Origin of the sequence: Shinella sp. HY16, from assembly GCF_028534175.1 — a bacterium.
In the GTDB taxonomy this organism is placed as follows: domain Bacteria; phylum Pseudomonadota; class Alphaproteobacteria; order Rhizobiales; family Rhizobiaceae; genus Shinella.
In genome coordinates this window covers 2989301-3007697 of the sequence record NZ_JAHYXL010000001.1, presented here as the reverse complement: position 1 = coordinate 3007697, position 18397 = coordinate 2989301, and the positions used below count along the sequence as shown (strand labels likewise).

Annotated in this window: 17 protein-coding genes and 1 tRNA gene; 7 read left to right on the top strand and 11 right to left on the bottom strand. The window is 63.8% G+C overall.

The annotated features are described in order from the left end of the window. Nucleotides 1–90: 90 nt before the first annotated feature. From K0P03_RS14930 to K0P03_RS14915, 4 genes are all read right to left on the bottom strand, one after another. Nucleotides 91–2337 carry a methyl-accepting chemotaxis protein gene (locus K0P03_RS14930; protein WP_272789963.1) on the bottom strand — a complete coding sequence of 749 codons (2247 nt, stop codon included), beginning with the start codon at nucleotides 2335–2337 and terminating at the stop codon, nucleotides 91–93. Nucleotides 2338–2526: 189 nt separating this feature from the next. Further along, nucleotides 2527–3303: a VOC family protein gene (locus tag K0P03_RS14925; RefSeq protein ID WP_272789962.1), complete on the bottom strand. Its 777-nt coding sequence runs from the start codon at nucleotides 3301–3303 to the stop codon at nucleotides 2527–2529. Between the two features lie 29 nt (nucleotides 3304–3332). Further along, nucleotides 3333–4067, bottom strand: coding sequence for a DUF899 domain-containing protein (locus K0P03_RS14920; RefSeq protein ID WP_272789961.1), 735 nt, complete (start codon nucleotides 4065–4067; stop codon nucleotides 3333–3335). A gap of 63 nt (nucleotides 4068–4130) precedes the next feature. Continuing rightward, nucleotides 4131–4610: a MarR family winged helix-turn-helix transcriptional regulator gene (locus K0P03_RS14915; protein ID WP_272789960.1), complete on the bottom strand. Its 480-nt coding sequence runs from the start codon at nucleotides 4608–4610 to the stop codon at nucleotides 4131–4133. 85 nt (nucleotides 4611–4695) lie between these two features. Here K0P03_RS14915 and K0P03_RS14910 point away from each other — a divergent pair, with 85 nt between their 5' ends. Then, entirely contained in the window at nucleotides 4696–5100 is a 405-nt protein-coding gene (locus K0P03_RS14910) for a GFA family protein (protein ID WP_023516043.1), read from the top strand. 45 nt (nucleotides 5101–5145) lie between these two features. Here K0P03_RS14910 and ilvD read toward each other — a convergent pair whose 3' ends face one another. Then, on the bottom strand, nucleotides 5146–6981 hold the full coding sequence (ilvD, locus tag K0P03_RS14905; protein ID WP_023516042.1) for a dihydroxy-acid dehydratase: 1836 nt from the start codon (nucleotides 6979–6981) through the stop codon (nucleotides 5146–5148). 191 nt (nucleotides 6982–7172) lie between these two features. Between ilvD and K0P03_RS14900 the strand changes: the two genes are divergently transcribed. Together K0P03_RS14900 and K0P03_RS14895 are read left to right on the top strand one after the other, a co-directional pair. Beyond that, on the top strand, nucleotides 7173–8222 hold the full coding sequence (locus K0P03_RS14900) for a GntR family transcriptional regulator (RefSeq protein ID WP_272789959.1): 1050 nt from the start codon (nucleotides 7173–7175) through the stop codon (nucleotides 8220–8222). Between the two features lie 10 nt (nucleotides 8223–8232). Next, the gene (locus K0P03_RS14895; protein ID WP_272789958.1) at nucleotides 8233–8583 is read left to right on the top strand and encodes a VOC family protein; all 351 of its coding nucleotides are present in this window, start codon (nucleotides 8233–8235) and stop codon (nucleotides 8581–8583) included. A gap of 3 nt (nucleotides 8584–8586) precedes the next feature. Here the strand turns inward: K0P03_RS14895 and K0P03_RS14890 are convergent, their stop codons facing one another. Further along, nucleotides 8587–10116 (bottom strand): UxaA family hydrolase, encoded by a 1530-nt coding sequence (locus tag K0P03_RS14890; RefSeq protein WP_130514090.1) that lies wholly within the window; start codon nucleotides 10114–10116, stop codon nucleotides 8587–8589. A gap of 163 nt (nucleotides 10117–10279) precedes the next feature. Here K0P03_RS14890 and K0P03_RS14885 point away from each other — a divergent pair, with 163 nt between their 5' ends. Together K0P03_RS14885 and K0P03_RS14880 are read left to right on the top strand one after the other, a co-directional pair. Next, nucleotides 10280–11026: a FadR/GntR family transcriptional regulator gene (locus tag K0P03_RS14885; protein WP_272789957.1), complete on the top strand. Its 747-nt coding sequence runs from the start codon at nucleotides 10280–10282 to the stop codon at nucleotides 11024–11026. Between the two features lie 122 nt (nucleotides 11027–11148). Beyond that, nucleotides 11149–11286, top strand: coding sequence for a hypothetical protein (locus K0P03_RS14880; RefSeq protein ID WP_023516037.1), 138 nt, complete (start codon nucleotides 11149–11151; stop codon nucleotides 11284–11286). A 20-nt stretch (nucleotides 11287–11306) separates the two neighbouring features. Here the strand turns inward: K0P03_RS14880 and K0P03_RS14875 are convergent, their stop codons facing one another. From K0P03_RS14875 to cpdR1, 4 genes are all read right to left on the bottom strand, one after another. Further along, nucleotides 11307–12335, bottom strand: coding sequence for a sensor histidine kinase (locus K0P03_RS14875; RefSeq protein ID WP_023516036.1), 1029 nt, complete (start codon nucleotides 12333–12335; stop codon nucleotides 11307–11309). 157 nt (nucleotides 12336–12492) lie between these two features. Continuing rightward, on the bottom strand, nucleotides 12493–13977 hold the full coding sequence (locus tag K0P03_RS14870) for a nucleobase:cation symporter-2 family protein (RefSeq protein WP_023516035.1): 1485 nt from the start codon (nucleotides 13975–13977) through the stop codon (nucleotides 12493–12495). A gap of 611 nt (nucleotides 13978–14588) precedes the next feature. Beyond that, a tRNA-Val gene (locus K0P03_RS14865) sits at nucleotides 14589–14663 on the bottom strand. 94 nt (nucleotides 14664–14757) lie between these two features. Beyond that, nucleotides 14758–15120 (bottom strand): response regulator CpdR1, encoded by a 363-nt coding sequence (gene cpdR1 / locus K0P03_RS14860; RefSeq protein ID WP_023512679.1) that lies wholly within the window; start codon nucleotides 15118–15120, stop codon nucleotides 14758–14760. Nucleotides 15121–15310: 190 nt separating this feature from the next. On the opposite strand from cpdR1, the gene K0P03_RS14855 reads away from it, so the two are divergent. Further along, complete coding sequence (locus K0P03_RS14855) at nucleotides 15311–16195, top strand: N-formylglutamate amidohydrolase (RefSeq protein WP_023512678.1); 885 nt, start codon at nucleotides 15311–15313, stop codon at nucleotides 16193–16195. Nucleotides 16196–16465: 270 nt separating this feature from the next. Beyond that, nucleotides 16466–17239, top strand: coding sequence for a histidinol-phosphatase (gene hisN, locus K0P03_RS14850; RefSeq protein WP_023515713.1), 774 nt, complete (start codon nucleotides 16466–16468; stop codon nucleotides 17237–17239). A 10-nt stretch (nucleotides 17240–17249) separates the two neighbouring features. Here the strand turns inward: hisN and K0P03_RS14845 are convergent, their stop codons facing one another. Then, nucleotides 17250–18212 (bottom strand): alpha/beta fold hydrolase, encoded by a 963-nt coding sequence (locus K0P03_RS14845; RefSeq protein WP_272789956.1) that lies wholly within the window; start codon nucleotides 18210–18212, stop codon nucleotides 17250–17252. Between the last annotated feature and the right edge of the window lie 185 nt (nucleotides 18213–18397).

The following is an 18397-nucleotide window of genomic DNA, read 5'->3' as shown; positions in this document are numbered from 1 at the left end:
TCCCCTCGGACGGTCTTCTGCCGTCATCGAGGGGAGTTTGTGCAATGCGAAGAAAGATTGCAAGCGCGATCGCCGCGCGCTTTCAAAGGATTACGCGATGCGCCGGAGCATGGGGCGCGCCGCCGGTGCCTCATGCGGGATTTCGAACTGGCCGACGAGACGGGCGAGCATCGCCGACTCGTCCGAAAGACGGTGCGTGACGGCGCTGCTTTCCTCGACCATCGCGGCGTTCTGCTGCGTGACCGTATCGAGCTGGCGGATCGTCGTGTTGATCTCGTGGATGCCGGCGGACTGGTCGCGCGCGGCCCGGGCGATTTCCTTGATCTCGGCGTCGATGGCATGGATCTTGCCGGCAATATCGCGCAGCACGCTGCCGGTCTCGCGCACGAGGCCCGCCCCGCGCGCCACCTCGCCGGCGGACTTGGTGATCAGCGCCTTCACCTCGCGCGCGGCGCTTGCCGTGCGCTGGGCAAGTTCGCGCACCTCCTGGGCGACGACGGCGAAACCCTTGCCGGCCTCCCCGGCCCGCGCGGCCTCGACGCCGGCATTCAACGCCAGAAGGTTGGTCTGGAAGGCGATATCGTCGATGACGCCGATGATGTTGCCGATTTCGCGCGAGGAGGTCTCGATCTTGCCGATGGCGCCGACGACATTGTCGACGACCTGTTCGGAAGCGGCGGAGCTTTTCTTGGTATCGGAGGCGAGGCGCTCGGCGACCGTCGTGCGCTCGGCGGCCGATTGCACGGCCTGGGTCATCTCGGCAAGCGCCGTCGCGGCCTCGCCGAGCGAGGCGGCCTGGCGCTCGGTGCGGCTGGAAAGCTGCACGAGCGCCTCCTGCATTTCGCCGGAATCGTCGCGGATGCGGTGGGTGTTGATGCGCACCGTCGTCATGGCTTCGGCGAGGCGCTCGATGGAGACGTTGTAGTCCGTGCGGATGCGATCGAGCGCGGCAATGAAGGGCGTGTCGATCCGTCGGGTGAGGTCGCCGCTTGCGAGGTGTTGCAGCGCTTCGGCAAGGTGCTGGACGGCGGCTTCCGTCTCTGCGTCCTCGGCCGCTTTGGCGGCATCGCGGGCGGCACGTTCGCTTTCGGCGTCTTCGCGCATCGTCGCCGTTTCCTGTTGCAGACGTTCCTTTTCGATTGCCGCGTCGCGGAAGACGACGACGGAGCGGGCCATGTCGCCGATTTCGTCGCGACGCTCCTGGCCGTTGCAGGCGATGGTGGTGTCGCCGGCGGCAAGGCGCCCCATGTCGGAGACGAGGGCGGTGATCGGGCGCGAGAGGCGGCTGGCGAAGAGGAAGCCGACGGCGGCGGTGACGAGGAGCACGCCGAGCGAGATCAGCAGGGTCCAGTTGATGAGGCGATTGAGGCCGGCGAAAACCTCGCTGGAGGCCATGACGGCGGCGACCGTCCAGGTGTGGCCGAGGAAATCGAAGCGCGCGGCGGCGAGTTTTGCCTCGCGGCCGCGATGATCGGGAAGGGTCGCCTTGGCGATATCAGTACCGTCTTCGGCAGTCAGCAGGTCCGGTGCAATGCGCATGGCGAATATGTCGGCATCGGCGCCATGCGCGGGGCGGGTGAGGAGGGTGCCTTCGGCGTTCAGCAGCATGGCCTCGCCGGTTTCGCCAAGGCCGACCGGATTGTTCAGCCTGGCAGTGATGCGCTCGCTCGGCAGTGCGACGACGAGCACGCCGATCTTGCCGGCGACGGAGGAGACGGGCGCGGCGAGGAAGGCCATGGCGCGGCCGGCGGGGGCGTAGGCCTCGAAATCCCCGAAGGACACGATGGCCGTGTCCGTACCCGGTGCTGCCTCCGCGAAAACCCTGGCGAGACCGGTGTCCTTGAGCGTTGCGCCGCTCAAGACATTGCCGCCGAAATCGCCGTGTTTCTTCAGTGAATAGACGACGTCGCCGCTGAGGTTGACCAGCAGCATGTCGTCAAAACCCTGCGCCTCAGCGTTGCGCTGGAAGAAGCCGTGATAGCGGCCGTGCAACTGGTCGAATTTATCGATCTCGGCGGATTTCAGCTCGGCCTTGCCGCCGTAACGGCGTTGCAGCTCACCCGTGCGGTCGCCCTCGATGGCGCCTAGCGCGCCGGAAAAATCGTCGAGCGCCTTGGCGATCACCTTCTGGCCGGCAAGATCGCGCGTCTCCTTGACGACCGATTGCAGATATTGCGCCAGCTCGTTGCGCCGTCCGTCGGCCAACGTTTCGAGTTTTGTCATGGCGGCCGCGGTCGATTGGCTGGCGCTCAGCGTGAGGCTTGCGATGCTGGTCGCGGAAATGGCGATAACAGCCAGCAGCAGGGCTGCAAGCGAAAGCTTGATGGAAAGGCGCATGGGATGATTTCTGAAAAAGATACGCAGCTACAGATCATGCCGGCGTCGGCGGTCAGAAGGCGCATCCTGCAGCCGGAGCCTGTCCGGTTCTGACGGCCTATCCATACCGTCTCGTCATGACGGCTCCATGACTGTTTCATGAAGGCTGTGGAAAGGCAGGGCGGCTGGGCCGCCCCGCGCAGTCGAGGCTCAGCGGCTCGTCGCGACGAGCGAGAAATATGCGCCCTGCGGATCGACACAGTTGAGGATCCAGGCGCCGCCGGGCACTTCCATCGGGCCCATGACCACCTGGCCGCCGCCGTCCGTCACGCGTTTTCCGGCCGCGTCGAGGCCTTCGACCACGAAGTAATAGCTCCAGAAAGGCGGCATGGGCGTGCCGGGCGGGTTGGTCATCATGCCGCCGATGGCATTGCCGCCGCGCACGGCAAAGGTCTGGTAGGTGCCCATGCCGGCGTCCGACATGTCGACGGCCATGTCCTTCGTCCAGCCGAAGGTTTTGTCGTAGAAGTCCCAAGCCTCGTCGAGGTCGCCGGCCATCAGCTCGTTCCAGCCGATATGGCCGGGCGTCATCATTTCCGGCCGGTCGGGGGCCTGGTCCTCGGTGGAGAAAAGCGAGAAGACGGCACCATGCGGGTCGGTGGCGACGGCGAAGCGGCCGATGCCGGGAATATCCTGCGGCTGACGGTGGATTTTCCCGCCATTGGCCGCGATATCGTCAAGAGTCTCCTCGATCGTGTCGGTGAAGATGTAGCCCATCCACATCGGCGGCATGCCCTCGGCTTCCTTGGGCAGTTCCATCAGCCCGGCCACCTGTGTTTCACCGGCATAGGCGAGGGTGTAGTTCATGCCCTCCATGCCGGAATCGCGCGTCGACCAGCCGACGACCGAGGCGTAGAACCGCTCGGCGGCGGGCACGTCGGGCGTCATCAATTCGTACCAGCAGAATGTGCCATAATCCTTGTGCATGCGGTTCTCCATTTTCTTGATGGACGGACTTAGTCGCAGCAGGATCGCGCTTTGGGCGCATCCGCATACTCATCCTTGCGCTTGACGAAGCTGAGTGTGCCGGTCTCGTTTCGGCCCTTTGGCGCACGGTCGAGGATCATCAAGGTGCCGAGCGCCTCCTCGCCGCCGCGGGCATAGTCGGAATAGGTGTGGTAGACGGTGCCGTCCTCGTCCTTGAAAAAGGCGCTGAGGCCGGGAAGCTCGTCATGCGCATCGGCGGCGTTCGTCTCGCGGTAATTGTACATGACCTTGCCGCTCGCCAGCTCCTCCTTGGTGAAGGAGACATGGTAGTCGAAGTTGAAGTCGCTGCCAAAGGCAGAAACCCACGGGAATGTCCAATTCATGCGCTTCCTGTAGGCGGTGAGTTTTTCGAGCGGTGCGCGGGAGACGGCGATCATCGTGACATCGTGATTGTTGAGATGCGGCAGCATGCCGTCGATATGGTCGGCCATGAAGGAACAGCCGGGACAGCCTGCCTCCCAATCAGGACCATACATGAAGTGATAGACGATGAGCTGGCTGCGGCCATCGAACAGGTCGGTCAGGGTCTTGCGGCCATCGGGTGTCTCAAAAGTATAGATCTTCTCGACTTTGACCCAGGGAAGCGAGAGGCGTTCGGCGCGTACCTTGTCGCGCAGCTTTGTCTCCTCCTTCTCCAGCACCAGCAACGCCTTTCGCGCTGCCAGCCATTCCGTTTGGGATACGACCTCGTGGTGCGGTCTCATGCTCGGAACTCCTCTTTCACGGGCTTTCGACAAATAAGTTGGTATCAACATTCTTCGGTCGTGTCAAAGCGACGCCCGGTCTCGGTCGTCGGGCACGGTCTGCTTCTCGACGACCTGTAACGCTGCGGCGATGGTTCTGGTTGCCGCCTGAATGTCTTTTTCGCCGAGCAGACCGCCGAGGGCATTGGCCCAAACTGCCTGCCGCGCCCTTATGGCCGTCAGCGCCGCCACGCCGTCATCCGTCAGCACCATCAGCTTGGCGCGCTGGTGGGCGGGGTTCTCGGCATAGGCGACGAGGCCGTCCTTCTCGAGGAGATCGGCAACGCGCTGAACGCCTTGCCGCGTCATGCCAAGCGCCCGGCCGGCATCGGCGACGGACATGGGCGCATGGGCGGCGGCGGCGAGCACCTGCCAGCGGGCGCTGGTCTGGCCGGCGGGTTTGGCCAGTGCATCGCCCGCCGTCTGCAAATGCCCGGCGAGGCGCAGGACCGAGATGGCAAAGGTGGCGAAGGCATCGCCGGCGGGAGTGCGGTCAGAGCTCATATTGACAACATGCTGTCATTTTGCAAATGTGGTTTTGACAGCATATTGTCATTTTAGTTGGATCGGTGCAAGCGAGGAGAACGTGATGTTGAAGACCTACAAGGGAAGCTGCCATTGCGGAAAAATCCGCTATGAGGCCGATATTGACCTCTCCGCCGGGACGGGCCGCTGCAATTGCTCGATCTGCTCGAAGAAGCGCTATTGGGGTGCCCAGATCAAGCCGGATGCCTTTCGCCTGCAATGCGACGAGGCGGATCTCGGCGACTACCAGTTCGGCACGATGAGCGGGCACCACCACTTCTGCAAGACCTGCGGTGTCTCGCCGTTCGGCCAGGGCTATGTCGAGGCGATCGGCGGCGCCTATGTCTCGATCAACGTCGCCTGCCTCGACGATATCGAGCACAGCGAGCTTGCAGCATTGCCGGTGCAATATTTCGACGGACGGAACAATGCCTGGTGGAATACGCCGGCCGAGACGCGCCACCTCTGAGCAAACAGCCGGGCGCGAAACAGGATGTTCGCGCCCGGTCGAAGCTTATTCCGGCAGGATGCGCACGGCGCCCTTGTCGGCGCTGGCGGCGAAGGCGGCATAGGCCTTGAGCGCCGTCGTGACATTGCGCTTGCGCGGAGCGGCCGGCTTCCAGCCGAGCTTGTCCTGTTCGGTACGGCGGGCGGCGAGTTCTTCTTCCGGGACCGCAAGGTTGATCGTGCGGTTGGGGATGTCGATCTCGATGAGGTCGCCCTGGCGCACGAGGCCGATCGCGCCGCCCTGGGCGGCCTCGGGCGAGGCATGGCCGATCGAAAGGCCGGACGTGCCGCCGGAGAAGCGGCCGTCGGTGATCAGCGCGCAGGCCTTTCCAAGACCCTTCGACTTCAGGTAGCTCGTCGGATAGAGCATTTCCTGCATGCCCGGGCCGCCCTTCGGGCCTTCATAGCGGATGACGACGACGTCGCCGGCCTTCACCTCGCCGCTGAGAATGCCCTTGACGGCTGCATCCTGGCTTTCGAAGACGACAGCCGGGCCGGAGAATTTCAGGATCGATTCATCGACGCCGGCGGTCTTCACGATGCAGCCGTCGAGCGCGATGTTGCCGGAGAGGACGGCAAGGCCGCCATCCTTGGAGAAGGGATGCTCGACGGAGCGGATGACACCCGTTTCCCCGTCGGTGTCGAGTTCGTCCCAGCGTGCTTCCTGGCTGAAGGCGACCTGCGTCGGGATGCCGCCCGGTGCGGCGCGGAAGAAGGTGCGCACTGTCTCGCTGCTGGTGCGGGTGATGTCCCAGCGGTCGATGGCGTGACCGAGGGTTTCGGAATGCACGGTCGGCGTGTCGCGATGGATGAGACCGCCGCGGTCGAGCTCGCCGAGGATGCGCATGATACCGCCGGCGCGGTGCACGTCTTCCATGTGCACGTCCTGCTTGGCGGGCGCGACCTTGGAGAGGCATGGGACGCGACGCGACAGTGCGTCGATGTCGTCGAGGTCGAAGTCGATGCCGCCTTCATAGGCGGCCGCCAGAATGTGCAGCACGGTATTGGTCGAGCCGCCCATGGCAACGTCGAGCGACATGGCGTTCTCGAACGCTTTCTTGTTGGCGACCGAGCGCGGCAGGATGCTCTCGTCTTCCTGCTCATAGTAGCGGCGGGCGAGGTCGACGATCAGGTGGCCCGCCTCGACGAAGAGGCGCTTGCGGTCGGCATGGGTCGCGAGTGTGGAGCCGTTACCCGGCAGTGACAGGCCGAGGGCTTCGGTCAGACAGTTCATCGAATTGGCCGTGAACATGCCGGAGCAGGAGCCGCAGGTCGGGCAGGCGGAGCGCTCGATGACCTTGACGTCTTCGTCGGAGATCGTGTCGTCGGCGGCGGCGACCATGGCATCGACGAGATCGAGCGCGTGGGTCTTGCCGTGCAGCACGACCTTGCCGGCCTCCATCGGGCCACCGGAGACGAAGACCGCGGGGATGTTGAGGCGCATCGCGGCATTCAGCATGCCGGGCGTGATCTTGTCGCAGTTGGAGATGCAGACCATGGCGTCGGCGCAATGCGCGTTGACCATGTATTCGACCGAGTCGGCGATGATCTCGCGCGACGGCAGCGAATAGAGCATGCCGTCATGGCCCATGGCGATGCCGTCGTCGACGGCGATCGTGTTGAATTCCTTGGCGACGCCGCCAGCCTTCTCGATTTCGCGCGCGACGAGCTGGCCGAGGTCCTTCAGATGGACGTGGCCGGGCACGAATTGGGTAAAGGAGTTCACCACCGCGATAATCGGCTTGCCGAAGTCCGAATCCTTCATGCCGGTTGCGCGCCAGAGGCCGCGGGCACCGGCCATGTTGCGGCCGTGGGTGGTGGTTCGGGAGCGATATGCGGGCATGGTCAATTCCTCGAGTGGACGCGGCTGACATATGGGCTTTTTGGGGCCGCATTGCGAGCCTCAGCAGGGTTCCCTAGCGCAAAATGCCCCGCGCGTCACGAAATGAATGGAGATTTTTCGCCGGTGCGACGCAATTTCCTTGCCGGGAGCCGTGGCAGACATGACCGTTGTCGGCACGGTGCATTCATGCAATGGTCGGCGCCATGATCGGCACGGGGCAGGCTTTGGCGGAAACGGGTGCGGAAAGCGCCGAAGGGGCGCTCGACAAGAGCCCGCTCTATCTGCGTATCCGCGAGGTGCTTGCCGAGGCGATTGCCTCCGGGCGGCTGCCGAAGGGCGCCCTGCTGCTGGAAGGGCCGGTCGCGACCCTCTTTGCCTCCACCCGTACGCCGGTGCGCCAGGCTTTCGCACTTCTGGAGGCGGCGGGACAGATCCGGCGGTTCGATGGGCGCGGTTTTCTGGTGGGGCAGGGGCGCGGCGGGCCGAAGCGGGCGGTGCTGACCGCCGAGATGCTCGGCCTCGACGAGGAGGCGCCGGCCTTGCGCAAGGCACCGGCCTGGGAGGCGATCTACGAGAGCCTGGAGCGCGAGATGGTGCATCTGTCCGTCTTCGGCCGCCACCGCATCAACGAGGTGGAGCTGGCCCGTGCGCGCGGCGTCGGCCGGCAGGTGGCGCGTGATGCGCTGACCCGGCTGGAAGCACTCGGCATCACGGAAAAAGACGAGCGCATGCGCTGGACGCTGGTGCCGCTCGATGAGCAACGCATGCGCGACCTGCACGATATCCGCGTCGCGCTGGAGCCGCTGGCGCTGAGCCAGGCTGCGCCCTTCATCCCGCCCGCGGAGCGCGGTGCGATGACGCAGCGACTGGAAGAGGCGCTGGCCGTCTATCCGGATCTCTCCGTCGAAGCGATGGACGGCCTTGAGACCGACCTGCACATCACCTGCCTTGGCTATTGCCCGAACCGCGAATTGCTGATCGCGCTGCGCCGTGCCCGTTTCATGCTGAATGTCAGCAAGCACATTATCGGCGTTTCGCACCGGATGCCGGCCGACGAGCCCTTCATAGCGGAGCATCTGGCGGTGTTCCGTGCGCTCGACGTCGACGACAGGGCGCGTGCGGCCGAAACGCTCCGCCATCACATCACGGTCTCGCTGCCCAAGGTGATCGGCCGCGTCGCGGAGCTGCGTGCGGCGCACCGGCCGGACATGCCTGCCTATGCGACGCCCGTCACCCGGTGAGGAGGAAAGGATGACGGTCAGGCGCATCGTCGCGAATATCGAAACGGCCGATCCGGCGGGTGTGGCCGCTTTTTATCGCGGGATACTCGGGCTGGGGCTGCTGATGGACCACGGCTGGATCGTCACCTACGGCACGCAGGATCGTATGCCATTGCAGGTGAGCTTTGCCTCCGAGGGCGGTTCCGGCACGCCGGTGCCGGGTCTTTCGGTCGAGGTGGACGATCTCGATGCCGTCTATGCGGCGGTCCTTGAGGGCGGTTACATCGTCGAATACGGACCGGCGGACGAGCCTTGGGGTGTGCGACGGTTCTTCGTGCGCGATCCTGCGGGCACACTCGTCAACATCGTCATGCACCTCTGACGGTCAGGTGATCGCGCCGACCTGCCAGGGCACGAATTCGTTGTCGCCGTAGTCGAACGCTTCGCTCGCCGTCTTGCGGCCGGAGGCGGTTTCGATGACGAATTCGAAGATGCGGCGGCCGGCCTCCTCGATCGTCTCGGTGCCGTCGACGATCGTGCCGCAATTGATATCCATGTCCTCCTTGATGTGTTCGTACATCGGCGTGTTGGTGGCGATCTTGATGCACGGCGCCGGCTTGTAGCCGGAGACCGAGCCGCGACCGGTGGTGAACGCGACAAGATTGCAGCCGCCGGCGATCTGGCCGGTCACGGCCGCCGGGTCGTAGCCGGGCGTGTCCATGAAGACGAAGCCCGGTTCCGTCACCTCCTCGGCATATTCATAGACGGCGTTGAGCGGCATCGAGCCGCCCTTGGCGACCGCGCCGAGCGATTTTTCCAGAATGGTGGTGAGGCCGCCGGCCTTGTTGCCGTGCGAGGGGTTGTTGTTGAGTTCGGCGTCGTTCTTTGCCGTGTAGTCTCGCCACCAGTCGATGCGGGCCAGCAGTTTTTCCGCCACTTCAGGCCGGGCGGCGCGGCGGGTCAAGAGATGTTCCGCGCCATAGATTTCCGGCGTTTCCGACAGCACCGTCGTCGCACCCTCCTTGACCAGGAGATCCGAGGCGATGCCGAGGGCCGGATTGGCGGAGATGCCGGAATAGCCGTCCGACCCGCCGCATTCGAGGGCCAGCTTGATGCCCGACAAAGGCTGTGGCGTGCGGCGGATGCGGCCGACATCCGGCAGCATGTCGTCGATCATCTCGCAAGCCGCCTCGATCGTCTTACGCGTGCCGCCCTGGTTCTGGATCATCATGGTGCGGAAGGTTTTCCCCTCCTCCAGCCCGGCCTCCTCGACCAGCGGGCCGTACTGAAAGGTCTCGCAGCCGAGGCCGATCATCAGGATGCCGCCGAAGTTCGGGTTGCGCGCATAGCCCTTGAAGGTGCGGGTGAGAATGCGTCCGCCCTCGGACTTGAGGTTCAGCGCGCAGCCGCCGCCATAGGTCAGCGCCACCACGCCGTCGATATTGTCATGGCCGGTCTCGCGGAACTTGCGGGCATAATGCTCCGCCACATAGCGCGAGACCGTGGCGGAACAGTTCACGGTCGAGAGGATGCCGATGTAGTTGCGCGTGCCGATGCGGCCGTTGCCGCGATCGTAGCCATCGAACGTGCGACGCTCAGCCGCCGGCACCATTGCCGGGAGCGCATTGTCGACGCAGAATTCGTGTTTCAGCGCCACGTCGAGAATGGCAAGGTTCTGCAGGTGAACGTGTTCTCCGGGGCGGATTGCCCGTGTCGCATATCCGATGATCTGGCCGTATTTCCGCACCGGTTCGTTTTCCGCGATCGGTGCGATTGCCACCTTGTGTCCGCGCGGTATGCGCTCGATGGCGGAAACGCCGTTCACCAGCATGCGGCCGGCGTCGACATTGGCAGGAACGACCCCGACATTGTCTTTCGGGTTGAGGACGAGCACGGGGGGGATGTCGGCGAGCATGGCGGCTCCTGCTGTTGAGGTCGGCGCATTATGCACTTTGTCAGCAAAAGTCAATATTGCGATTTGCCTGTGCTCCGCAACAGGTGGTAATGGCCCTGGCCGTCAATTTGTCGTATGATTGCTTCCGATTTGTATGATCAATGATTGAACTGGTGGAGGCAACGTGGCGGAGAAGCTCGCAAGACAGGCGCATCGGCCGTCATCGCGCCGACCCCGGGTGCGTCATAACGTGACCGCGGCGATCGGGGGCGATATCTGCGGCGGGCGTTTTCCGCCCGGCGGGGCTCTGCCGCGGGAAAGCGACCTGTGCGAAAGCTATGGCGTCAGCCGCACCGTCATCCGTGAATCGCTGAAGGTGCTGGAGACGAAGGGGCTCGTGCGAGGCCGGCCGAGGGTCGGCACGCTGGTCTGCGACCGTTCGGAGTGGAACGTGCTCGACGCGCAAATCCTGGAATGGATGGGCCCGGACGTGCTCTCGGCCGAGCTTCTCGGCTCCATCCTCGAAGCACGACGCACCGTCGAGCCGGCTGCCGCCTTCCTCGCGGCCGCCCGCGCGACGGCGCAGGAGATTGCCGACCTCGAGTGCGCCTGTGACGACATGAGCTATGCCGAAGGCGACCTCAAAGCCTTCACCGCCGCCGATACACGTTTCCACGAGACGCTGCTGAAAGCGAGTCACAACCAGGTTTTCCACCAGTTGTCCTCGATCATCCACGCTGCCCTTTCCTACGCGTTGCACGCCTCCAACCGGGCGACGGAGCGTCATGACGAAGCGCTCGGCGTGCATCGGGCGCTGGTCGATGCGCTGCGTTTGCGGGATGGTGCGCGCGCGGAGGCCTGCTCGCGCCATATTCTCGATCTCGCCGCGCGAGATATCTCCGGCCTGATGGGGCGCACCGAGGTGCCATGACGAAGCTGGCGGGTGTGGCATCCCGGGCTTGACGATGAACGCACGGGATATGAAGGCGGCGGCGGTGGACGCAAGCCTTCGTCATGCCTATGTCATACGGGCACACCGCAAAGGAGAGATTCATGCGCCCCATCACCGGTTTCGTCGTCGCCGCACTTACGGTCCTGTCGCTGGCAGGATGCAGCACGACCGCTGCGAACAACACGACCTACGCTCGCCCGGCGGCTTCGGGCGGCGGCCTTTCGATCCCTCTGAATTGATGGGATGCCGGTGATCGCCTTCAGGCGTTTCGGAGCGGCAAGGTGATGGTGGCCAGGTAGCGGCCGCCATCCACCGGACCTGACGAGAAACGCCACCGGTTGCCGAAGCGGGCCTGCAGCCGCTCCCGGATGTTGCGAAGGCCTATGCCCATTCCAGGCGGCTTTCTGCCCATGTCCTCAGTTGGAAGGTCGTTCTCGACACTCAGCACGAGATGATCCCCCTCCCGTTTCGCCTCAAGCACGATCGCGACGTGTTTTCGCGACGGGCCGACGCCATGTTTGACGGCGTTCTCGATCAGCGGCTGGAGAATGAGATTGGGGACCATCACCCCTTCCAGTTCGGCCGGCAGACGGATATCGAAGGCCATGCGGTCTGCGAAGCGCTCATGCTCGATTTCGAGGTAATCGCGCTGCAGGGCGATTTCCTCGGCCAACGGGACATCGTGGAGCGGGTCGAGCGAAAGCGTCTTCTGGAGAAAGCGCGAAAGCGACAGGACCATGCGGTCGGCCCGCCCCGCCGATCCCTCCTCGATGAGGCCGGCGATGGAGTTCAGGGTATTGAAAAGAAAATGCGGGTTGAGTTCGTAGCGCAGCGCCCGCATCTCCGCGTCCAGCTTGCGGCGCTGCGCATTGAGCAGGGAGAGCGCCGCCACATAGAAGCCGAAGACAATGCCGTTCCAGATCAGGCTGAAGCGGAACTGCAGGAGAGCCTTCTCCCAGGTATTGGCGATGGCGAAGCCCGGCACGCTCTGGCCGCCGGGCAAGGCGTGCGGGCCGACCGTCATGATGACGGTGATGTCGAACACCGCCTGGGTGGTCGCGGCGGCGAACACGCAAAGCGTGCCGAAACCTATCGCCTGGACCTTCGACAGATTTTGAAGGCGCTGCAACACCCTTGCGAGAAGCAGCGCGAGCAGGATGCTGCTCAGCCAACCCGGTGCGATGATGGGCAGGCCGCCGGGCAACATGAGAATGTCGTTGATCGATAGCGCCGTCCACAGGGTGACGGCCAACACGAGCGCTTCGCGTCCATTCAACATGCCGGCCATGAATACTCCTCGAAACCGCCTTTCCCGGAGGCGGTTGTCCGCCATGCCCTCAGCTATGCCTTGGAAGTGGGCTCAGGAGAATGCCGCGTGCACCCTTGTTCACGGAAAAACCCGGCTTGCGCAGAGGCAAGCCGGGCTTGAGGTGAGCGAGTGGCCTTTAATGCGAGTCGGCCATGCGGGCGGCCTCGACGGCATCGGACTGCTCGAAGCGTACGCCGTTGAAGAAGGCGTTCAGCAGCACGGCGACGATGGAGGCGAGCACGATGCCCGATTCGATGATGGGATGGATCGCATGCGGCATCCACATCAGGTAGTTCGGGGCCAGCAGCGGGATCAGGCCGAAGCCGACCGAGACGGCAACCACGAAGAGGTTGTTGCGCGAGGACTTGAAGTCCACCGTCGTGAGGATGCGCACGCCCGTCGCGGCCACCATGCCGAACATCACGAGGCCGGCACCGCCGAGAACGAAGGTCGGCACGGCCTCGACGAGGGCACCCATCTTCGGGATGAGGCCGAGGATGATCATGATGATGCCGCCGGCGACGCAGACATAGCGGCTCTTCACGCCGGTGACGCCGACGAGGCCGACATTCTGCGAGAAGCTGGTATAGGGGAAGGTGTTGAACAGGCCGCCGATCATCGTGCCGATACCATCGACACGCAGACCTGCGGTCAGCTTCTGCTGGGAAACCGGCTTTTCGGTGATTTCGCCCAATGCCAGGAACATGCCGGTCGATTCGATCATGACGACGATCATGACGAGCGTCATGGTGGCGATCAGCACGGGATCGAAGATCGGCATGCCGAAGCGCAGCGGCGTGACGACGGCGAACCAGCCGGCATCGGCGACGCGGTCGAAATGCATCATGCCGAGGATGGAGGCAGCAACGCAGCCGATGACGACTCCGCTGAGGACCGCGATGTTGCTGATGAGGCCGCGGCCGAAGCGAGCGATGGCGAGGATCGAGACGAGCACCAGTGCCGACAGCGCGATATGGCTCGGCTCGGCATAGACCGGGTTGGACACGGTCGGTGCGATCGCAAAGCCGCTGGGCACGGCAGGGCCGCCGCTTTCGGCGAGCGTCTTCATCTGGGCGAGCCATTCGGCATGCGCCGGGTCGATCAGCTTGGGCGCGGTCGGGCCGAAGGGGTTGCCGAACGTCCAGTTGATGCCGACGCGCATCAGCGACACGCCGATGACGAGGATGATGGTGCCTGTCACGACGGGCGGGAAGAAGCGCAGCAACCGGCCCATGATGGGGGCGATCAGCAGCGCAATGAAGCCGGCACCTATGATGGCGCCGAAGATCATGCGGGCACCCTCCGTTCCCGGCGTCATCGTTGCCATGGAGACCATCGGGCCGACGGAAGCGAAGGTCACGCCCATCATGACGGGCAGACGGATGCCGACATGCCGGCCAAAGCCGAGCGACTGGATAATGGTGACGAGGCCGCAGACGAAGAGGTCGGCAGAAATCAGGAACGCCACGTCCTGGGGGCTGAGCTGCAGGGCGCGCCCGACGATGAGCGGCACGGCGACGGCGCCGCCATACATGACGAGTACGTGTTGGATGCCCAGCGTCGCGAGCCTGCCTGCGGGCAGTTTCTCGTCCACCGGGTGTATGCTGGATGCGTCGCTCATGGATACTCCTCCGATCACGTCGACTTTTCGAATGCCCGTCCTCCAACGGGGTGCGCCATCTTTGGTAGAGGGGTAGACGGCCGCAAGCATAGCCAGGCGATAAACACTTTACGGTTTCCTGGGGTAATCGAGTGGTGGAGTATGCGCGCCGCGTGCCGCCGACCTGCCGGATTCGGGTGTAATTTCACCTGCTTGGCGCTGGTCCGCAGTGCGATATGCGGCTGGACGTGCCACCCATATGACCGCAAAATACCCCTCGCCGTCAACTCTTTCCTGCACGGCATATGTGTATTTCCGCGTAGCCATCCGGACGGAGCAAAAAGCCGGCGGCATGCGGCGTGCCGCGAGGAAAGCCGGACAATTTTCAAGAGCCGCGCCGGCGCGGGCTGAAAACATGACGGTGTGATGGGGAGTTGGAGCGCGCTGTTGGATTCTCCGAATCCTCACCTTGCAGGCGCCGGTTTCCGGTCAGGATCAGGGGCGGGTCGGCGAAGCAGGTTTTGTGCTGTGGGGGAGAATGCTTCGTACCCAGCGCCCGGCCTTGCCGGCAAGACGCAACGGCGGAAAAGCAAAAGGCCTTCCGGTTTCCCGAAAGGCCTCTGGAATTCGAATGGTGGGCGTGACAGGGATTGAACCTGTGACCCCTACGATGTCAACGTAGTGCTCTCCCGCTGAGCTACACGCCCATCCGATGAGGGGCATAGACCACAAAACCCTGAGGCGCGTCAATAGCTTTTTGAAGCTTTTTTTACGGGCCGATTTTGCGGTCTTTTCCGGGGGTTAGGCGGCCAGCATCTTGTTGACTTCTTCAACGAGATCGCGCAGGTGGAACGGTTTTGACAGAACCTTGGCGTCCTTCGGGGCCTTGGAATCCGGGTTGAGCGCCACGGCGGCGAAGCCCGTGATGAACATGACCTTCAGGTCCGGGTCGAGTTCCGTTGCGCGGCGGGCCAGCTCGATACCGTCCATCTCCGGCATCACGATGTCGGTCAGGAGCAGCGAGAAGGGCTCTTCGCGAAGCCGGTCGTAGGCGCTGGCGCCGTTGTCATAGGACAGCACCTGGTAGCCCGCCTTTTCGAGCGCCTTCACGAGGAACCGGCGCATATCGTTGTCGTCTTCTGCGAGGAGAATCTTGGGTGTCATGGAGTTCGGGAACCGTTGCTAAGGTTGTCTGCCCGCGGACGGGCGGTTCTGTTACAAGAGCGTATTCCGGTAAATATCCGGTGAATGGGGCAGGGCAAGCCCTTATCCCTTGTTTCTCAGTATGGACACGCAGGGTGGCCGCTGGCAACATGGCACACGCAATGACTTGAAGGCATGGTAAAGGGCAACAATGGCGGAGGCTTTGAGCGAAAACAGCCACTTCGAAGTGCTGGAGCCGGTTTCGCAAAGCGTGCCCCTCGTCTTCAATTCCCCCCACAGCGGCCGACGTTATCCACAGGGCTTTCTGGCGCAGTCGCGTCTCGATTCACTTGGTATCCGCCGTTCGGAAGACCATTATGTCGATGAGCTGTTCTCGGTCGCGCCGGCGCTCGGCGCGCCGATGCTGATTGCGCACTTCCCGCGTGCCTGGCTCGACGTCAATCGCGAGCCCTACGAGCTCGACCCGCGCATGTTCGAGGGGGCACTACCCTCCTTTGCGAACATCAATTCGATTCGGGTCGCCGGCGGGCTCGGCACCGTGCCACGGGTCGTCGCCGAGAACATGGAGATCTACCGCCAGCGCTTTCCCGTGGAGGAGGCGCTGGAGCGGGTCGAGACGGTCTACAAGCCCTACCATGCGTGCCTGCGCCGTCTTGTCGTGCGCACCCATGTCACCTTCGGCTTCTCGGTGTTGATCGACTGCCATTCGATGCCGGGCAATATCCGCGTCTCCGGCACGGGCATGCGGCCGGATTTCATCATCGGCGACCGGTACGGCACCAGTGCGTCGGGCGAGCTTTCACGCACTGCTATGCGGCTTCTGGAGGACATGGGCTTTTCTGTGGTGCGCAACAAGCCCTATGCGGGAGGCTTCATCACCGAACATTACGGCCGGCCTGCCAAGGGGCTGCATGCCTTGCAGATCGAGGTGAACCGCGGCCTCTATGTCGATGAAACGACACTGGCCAAGCGACCTGATTTCGCGGTGCTGCAGACGGCGATTTCAGCGTTCCTGCAGGATTTTTCCGACCATGTCGAGGAATACGCCGTCGACCGGGCGCTGGCGGCCGAATAGGGGCCGGTCTCCTCTCAAAAAAAACCGCGCTTGGGGCGCGGTTAAGTCTAGGGAGGAAACACCCAAGGAGGGTATTTACAGCCACGAGTGACTGTAAGAAAACAATAATATTGCGCTGCACAAATGTCAAGCGCAACTGCGGAACAAATTTGCGATCCGTTAAGCAATTTCCTTTGCCTGCGCTGCGCGGGCTTTCGCACCATCCCGGTTCCGTTTTGCGTGTCGATGCAGTAAGGAAGGGCGGTCCGCAGTCCCTCCGAGAGATCCCCCATGTTGCCTGATCGCGCCTTCTTCGACCGCCTTGCCGAAGCTGCAAGGAAGGAAACCCTGCCACGCTTTCGCGCCGGTGCCGATGTCGTCAACAAGGAAGCTGCTGGCTTCGATCCGGTGACGGAGGGCGACAGGGCGGCGGAGCTGGCGATCCGGGCGCTGATCGAGCAGCATTTTCCGGAGCATGGCATCCTTGGTGAAGAGCATGGTTCGGTCGGTCTCGACCGGGAATATGTCTGGGTCATCGACCCGATCGACGGCACGCGGGCCTTCATTTCCGGCGTGCCGGTCTGGGGCACGCTGATCGGCCTCTACCGCAATGGCGAGGCTGTGATGGGGCTGATCGACCAGCCCTTCACCGGCGAACGGTATTTCGCTGACGGCAAGGCGTCGCACTATGCCGGGCCGGACGGCAGCAAGGTCCTGTCGACCCGCTCCTGCAACAGCTTGTCCGACGCGATTCTCTTCACCACCTCGCCGCATCTCTTCACGGAGAGCCGCAAGACGCGGTTCGAGGCCGTGCAGGAAAAGGTCCGGCTCTTCCGCTATGGTGTCGACTGCTACGCCTATGCGCTGCTTGCCGCCGGCCATATCGACCTCGTCGTCGAATGCGGGCTCAAGCCCTACGATGTCGGCGGCCTCATTCCCGTCATCGAGCAGGCGGGCGGCATCATCACCGCCTGGGATGGCGGCCCGGCGGAAATGGGTGGCGAGATCATCGCGGCGGGCAGCCGCAAGGTCTATGACGAGGCGATGGCGCTGCTGAAGGCATGAAGCTTCGCGGTCAGGCGCCGAGCCCCGTCCGCTCGGCGTCGCTTCCCGGAATGAAGGCGTCGATCGCAGCGAGCGCCTGTGCGCGATAGCGGTCAGCCTCCTGGAACAGCTCGTGCCGCGCGCCGTCGATCTCGATGAGGCGGGCGGCGCGGAAGATGCGTGCGAGATCGCCGATTGCCTTGCGCGGCACGAGGGCGTCCCGCGTCGGGCACAGCAGCAGGGTGGGAATGCGGATGCGCGTCAGATGATCCTGGTGCGTCACGCGCGCCATGGTCTTCAGCGTCTCGTTCAGCCAGCGGGCGGAGGGCCAGCTGATGGAAAGCTCCGGATGTTCGGTGAAGATACCGGCATTGCGGGCAAATCGCCTTTGATCCGACGTCACGATGTTGTGTGCGAAGTCCAGCGGTGGATCACCCTTGCGGAAGGTGCGCTTGCCAAGACCCAGCAGTGAGGCGAGGCGGGCGATGATGGTGATCTTGCGCTGGCTCATCGACTGGCCGGCGAGCGCGATGAAGGGTGCGGCGAGCACCATGCGCTCGATGCGATTTTCAAGGGCCGGCGCCTGCGAGAGGGCGACGAGCGCGCCGGTCGAATGGGCGACGATGAAGAAGGGGAGGCGGGCATCCGGCAGCACGATCTTCTCCAGGAAGAGCGAGAGATCGGCTTCGTAGTCGGAAAACCGTATCACGTGGCCGGCACGGCTGTCCGGTATCAGCCGGTCCGAGCCGGCCTGGCCGCGCCAGTCGAAGGTGGCGACCCACAGGCCGCGGGCCGTGAGGTCGTTGATCGTCTCGAAGTATTTCTCGATGCATTCGCTGCGGCCCTGCAGCAGCACGACCGTGCCCTTGGCCTCGCGCTCCTTCGAGCGGAACACGGCATAGCGGATCTTCACGCCGCCACTGCCTTCCAGGAAACCGGCGGAATGGTTCTCCGGAACGGGATTGTCGGCGGTGGCGTTAAGGATGGAATCCATGGCGCTGGCGGGTCTCGGCGGGCGTCGATGATCGATGGATAGGCGCTGGCGCAAGTGTCGTCAAAGAAAAAAGCCGGCTGCATGTGGGCACGGGGGTGGCTTCACATGCAGTCCGGCGCAATTTGACCGGGAAGGAAGGGACGTTACACCCCGGTCGTCAGAAGTTTTCGCTTCCGATGATGCTG

Excerpts from the sequence above, each read along its gene's own strand:
- K0P03_RS14930 (WP_272789963.1), bottom strand. The coding sequence starts at position 2,337 with ATGCGCCTTTCCATCAAGCTTTCGCTTGCAGCCCTGCTGCTGGCTGTT.
- K0P03_RS14925 (WP_272789962.1), bottom strand. The coding sequence starts at position 3,303 with ATGCACAAGGATTATGGCACATTCTGCTGGTACGAATTGATGACGCCC.
- K0P03_RS14920 (WP_272789961.1), bottom strand. The coding sequence starts at position 4,067 with ATGAGACCGCACCACGAGGTCGTATCCCAAACGGAATGGCTGGCAGCG.
- K0P03_RS14915 (WP_272789960.1), bottom strand. The coding sequence starts at position 4,610 with ATGAGCTCTGACCGCACTCCCGCCGGCGATGCCTTCGCCACCTTTGCC.
- K0P03_RS14910 (WP_023516043.1), top strand. The coding sequence starts at position 4,696 with ATGTTGAAGACCTACAAGGGAAGCTGCCATTGCGGAAAAATCCGCTAT.
- ilvD (WP_023516042.1), bottom strand. The coding sequence starts at position 6,981 with ATGCCCGCATATCGCTCCCGAACCACCACCCACGGCCGCAACATGGCC.
- K0P03_RS14900 (WP_272789959.1), top strand. The coding sequence starts at position 7,173 with ATGGTCGGCGCCATGATCGGCACGGGGCAGGCTTTGGCGGAAACGGGT.
- K0P03_RS14895 (WP_272789958.1), top strand. The coding sequence starts at position 8,233 with ATGACGGTCAGGCGCATCGTCGCGAATATCGAAACGGCCGATCCGGCG.
- K0P03_RS14890 (WP_130514090.1), bottom strand. The coding sequence starts at position 10,116 with ATGCTCGCCGACATCCCCCCCGTGCTCGTCCTCAACCCGAAAGACAAT.
- K0P03_RS14880 (WP_023516037.1), top strand. The coding sequence starts at position 11,149 with ATGCGCCCCATCACCGGTTTCGTCGTCGCCGCACTTACGGTCCTGTCG.
- K0P03_RS14875 (WP_023516036.1), bottom strand. The coding sequence starts at position 12,335 with ATGGCCGGCATGTTGAATGGACGCGAAGCGCTCGTGTTGGCCGTCACC.
- K0P03_RS14870 (WP_023516035.1), bottom strand. The coding sequence starts at position 13,977 with ATGAGCGACGCATCCAGCATACACCCGGTGGACGAGAAACTGCCCGCA.
- cpdR1 (WP_023512679.1), bottom strand. The coding sequence starts at position 15,120 with ATGACACCCAAGATTCTCCTCGCAGAAGACGACAACGATATGCGCCGG.
- K0P03_RS14855 (WP_023512678.1), top strand. The coding sequence starts at position 15,311 with ATGGCGGAGGCTTTGAGCGAAAACAGCCACTTCGAAGTGCTGGAGCCG.
- hisN (WP_023515713.1), top strand. The coding sequence starts at position 16,466 with ATGTTGCCTGATCGCGCCTTCTTCGACCGCCTTGCCGAAGCTGCAAGG.
- K0P03_RS14845 (WP_272789956.1), bottom strand. The coding sequence starts at position 18,212 with ATGGATTCCATCCTTAACGCCACCGCCGACAATCCCGTTCCGGAGAAC.